This is a genomic window from Advenella sp., from assembly GCF_052108595.1.
Lineage (GTDB): Bacteria > Pseudomonadota > Gammaproteobacteria > Burkholderiales > Burkholderiaceae_B > Advenella.
This window is the reverse complement of record NZ_JBQEAU010000192.1, coordinates 1-3,510: the sequence shown is the minus strand read 5'-3', so window position 1 is coordinate 3,510 and position 3,510 is coordinate 1. Positions and strand designations below refer to the sequence as shown.

General features: G+C 57.3%; 2 protein-coding genes. Both read left to right on the top strand.

What is annotated here, in order from left to right:
* Positions 1-627 precede the first annotated feature (627 nt).
* Positions 628-1,356 (top strand): class I SAM-dependent methyltransferase, encoded by a 729-nt coding sequence (locus ACTIKR_RS20460; RefSeq protein WP_442328887.1) that lies wholly within the window; start codon positions 628-630, stop codon positions 1,354-1,356.
* A 202-nt stretch (positions 1,357-1,558) separates the two neighbouring features.
* Positions 1,559-3,510, top strand: a 1,952-nt coding sequence (gene tssH, locus ACTIKR_RS20455; RefSeq protein WP_442328886.1) for a type VI secretion system ATPase TssH, incomplete at its 3' end; no start/stop codon positions are given.

The window sequence follows — 3,510 nt, the reverse complement described above, 5'->3', positions numbered from 1 at the left end:
GAGGGCAGCGAATCGCGGCCCAGCGGCTTGCGTGTGCCGCTGCGTGCGTCCAGCCAGCGCAGCACATGATACAGACCGAAACGATAGGGGTCCGCTTCAAGCTTCTGCCAGAAGTCCGGCGGCAGCGTATTGGTCGGGGTCACAGGATCCGAAGGTGTATCCATGCGGTTGTGGTACCTGTCAAAAGGTGTATAAGATATCTTGGTGAAATGACATGGCGGTTGCAGCCAGTGTACCTGAAAGCTTAATATTGTGTAAGGTGACAAATTGCAATCCAGATAATATCAGATACGGAAAACAAAGCCATATCTGCAGCGCCGGTACTGCAGCGCCGGTATAGGTACGCCGTCCGCCCCCGCGTACGCCGGCATGATGAGCACGCCGAACGATTGCGCCACGTCCATGGCTGCACGCTGTTGCCGCTGCTGTAATACGAACGTATTAATACAACTGTTTTATCGCAATCGTTCTATTGCACTTGTTCTATTGTCGTTGGTTGTTCCCTGTCGCTGGATTTGGGCCGCGCCATTGCAACAGACCAGGTGTCTGATTAAACCGACGGCAACGCTGTGGGCGGCATGCCGGCAAGTGCGCAAAAGCGCCATGTTCCAGTGCATTGAGGGATAAATGGCACAAAACATTTACGATGACCCTGATTTTTTCGCCGGCTATATTCAATTGCCCCGGCAGGTCCTTGGCCTGAAGGGGGCGCCGGAATGGCCTGCGATCCGGACCCTGCTGCCCGATCCGGCCGGAAAACGGATCGTCGATCTCGGTTGCGGCTTCGGCTGGACCGCACGTTGGTTTCGCCAGCAGGGTGCGCGCTCGGTGCTGGGGCTGGACCTGTCACGGAACATGATTCAGCGCGCCAGGGCAGACACTGCAGATGCAGCAATCGAATATCGGATCGCCGATCTGGACACCCTGGTGCTTGCTCCGGCCAGTTTCGATGTTGCCTACAGTGCATTGACTTTTCACTATGTGCAGGATTTTGATCGCCTTGTGCACGAGATCCATAAGTGCCTGCAGCCAGGCGGGCACCTGGTCTTCTCGATTGAGCATCCGATCTACATGGCCGCTACCGACCCCCACTGGATCAGTGATGAGCAGGGCCGCAAAACCTGGCCGGTCAGCGGATACGCCCGGGAAGGGGAGCGCCGAACGGACTGGTTTGCTACCGGCGTACTGAAATATCACAGGACAATCGGCACGACATTGAACGCCCTTATTGCTGCGGGCTTTCGCATTCAGGCGGTTCAGGAGTTTGCGCCCACCGCCCAACAGATTCAGCAGTTGCCACAACTGGCAGAGGAGCTGGAGCGCCCCATGATGCTGATTGTGTCTGCGTCAGTGTAACGGCTGATGGCGGGCTATACCAATTCTTGCTGCGGCAGGCTCCATGTGATGGCCGGATCGGCGCGCTTACATTTGGCAAAACTTTAGAGTTCGAAAACCTTTGCGGATACACGTAACATACAGGACATCATTTTCACAGGCAGGTCATATCTTTCGGCTACGCTTTTCTATTCACAAATGACAGCAAGCAAAACAAACAACTATGTCTGAAATTAATCGCAGCGATCTCTTTGGAAAACTCGACACCCTGCTGTACCGCGCCCTGGAAGGGGCCACGGCATTTTGTAAACTCCGCGGGAACCCGCATGTGGAACTGGTGCACTGGCTTCATCAGATCATGCACGAGCATGACAGCGATCTGCAGAAAATCATCCGTTATTTCGAACTTAATCCCGATCAGCTGGAGCGCGGCATTGTCGCCACCCTGGACGAGTTGCCGCGGGGCGCCTCGTCGGTTTCCGATCTGTCAGAGCATCTGGATAACGCAACCGAACGCGCCTGGGTATACGGTTCGCTCAAGTATGGCGAAGCGCGTATCCGCAGTGCGCATCTGGTTCTGGGCATTCTCAAGACTCATTCGCTGCGCAATGTGCTTTACGGTATTTCATCTGAATTCAAGAAAATTACACCGGATGTGCTGGCCGATAATCTGCCTGCCATTGTCAGGGACTCTGTTGAACAGCAGGACAGCGCGGCTTTGTCAGAGAGTGGCGCAACAGCGCCTGCTGCCGGGGCTAGCGGCAAGTCTGCGTTGGCACAGTATGCGGTAGACATGACCGCCCGGGCGCGCAACAATGAAATTGATCCGGTATCCGGTCGCGATGAAGAAATTCGGCAGATTGTCGATATCCTGATGCGCCGTCGCCAGAACAATCCGTTGCTCACCGGCGAGGCCGGCGTCGGCAAAACAGCCGTAGTTGAAGGATTGGCGCTGCGGCTGGCCAGCGGCGATGTTCCGCCGTCGCTGCGCGAGGTGTCGCTGTATCTGCTGGATATCGGGCTGTTGTCTGCCGGCGCGAGCATGAAAGGAGAATTTGAATCGCGACTGCGCCAGGTTATTGACGAGGTGCAGGCCAGTGAAAAGCCGATTGTGCTGTTTATAGATGAAATCCATACCTTGATTGGCGCAGGTGGGGCGGCCGGTACCGGGGACGCGGCCAACCTGCTCAAGCCCGCGCTGGCGCGCGGTCAGTTGCGCACGATCGGCGCCACGACCTGGGCGGAATATAAGAAGTACATCGAAAAAGACCCTGCCCTTACGCGCCGCTTTCAGGTGGTGCAGGTGCACGAACCGGCCGAAGCCCGCGCGCTAATTATGTTGCGCGGCCTGGCTGGCAGGCTGGAGTCGCATCATCAGGTACTGCTTCTGGACGAAGCGATTGATGCAGCCGTGCGACTGTCTCACCGTTATATCCCGGCACGCCAGCTTCCGGACAAGGCTGTTGCGCTACTTGATACGGCCTGCGCCCGCGTAGCGGTCAGCCAGCACGCCCAGCCGCCGGCGGTAGAGGATTGCCGGCGGCGCATAGAACATCTGCAGATCGAGCGCGATATTGCGCAGCGGGAATTGCAGGTGGGCGTTGGCAGCGAGGCACGCATCGCCAACATTGACAGCGACCTGGTGGCGGCACGTGACAAGCTGGGCCAGTTGGAAGAAAACTGGCGTACCGAACAGGAACTGGCAGCCAGGTTGTTTGAGTTGCGTCAGGTATTGCGTGATGAAGACACCAGCGAGCAACTGCGTAACGAGACGCTGACCGCGCTGCGGCAAGTGCAGGAGCAACTGGAAGCCCAGCAGGGTGAAGCGCCGCTGATTTTTCCTTCGGTGGACGCCAACGCGGTTGCCGCTGTCGTGGCAGACTGGACGGGTATTCCTGTTGGTCGTATGGTCAAGGACGAGGCCAGTTCGGTATTGCAGTTGTCCGATTCGCTGGAAAAGCGCGTGATCGGCCAGCGAGATGGGCTCGATGCCATCACTCGCCGTATCCAGACGTCTCGTGCCCGCCTTACTGATCCGAATAAACCGGTAGGTGTTTTCCTGCTTTGCGGCCCCAGTGGCGTGGGCAAGACCGAGACGGCACTGGCGCTGGCTGAGACGCTTTATGGCGGCGAGCAGAATCTGATCTCCATTAATATGAGCGAGTTCCAGGAAGC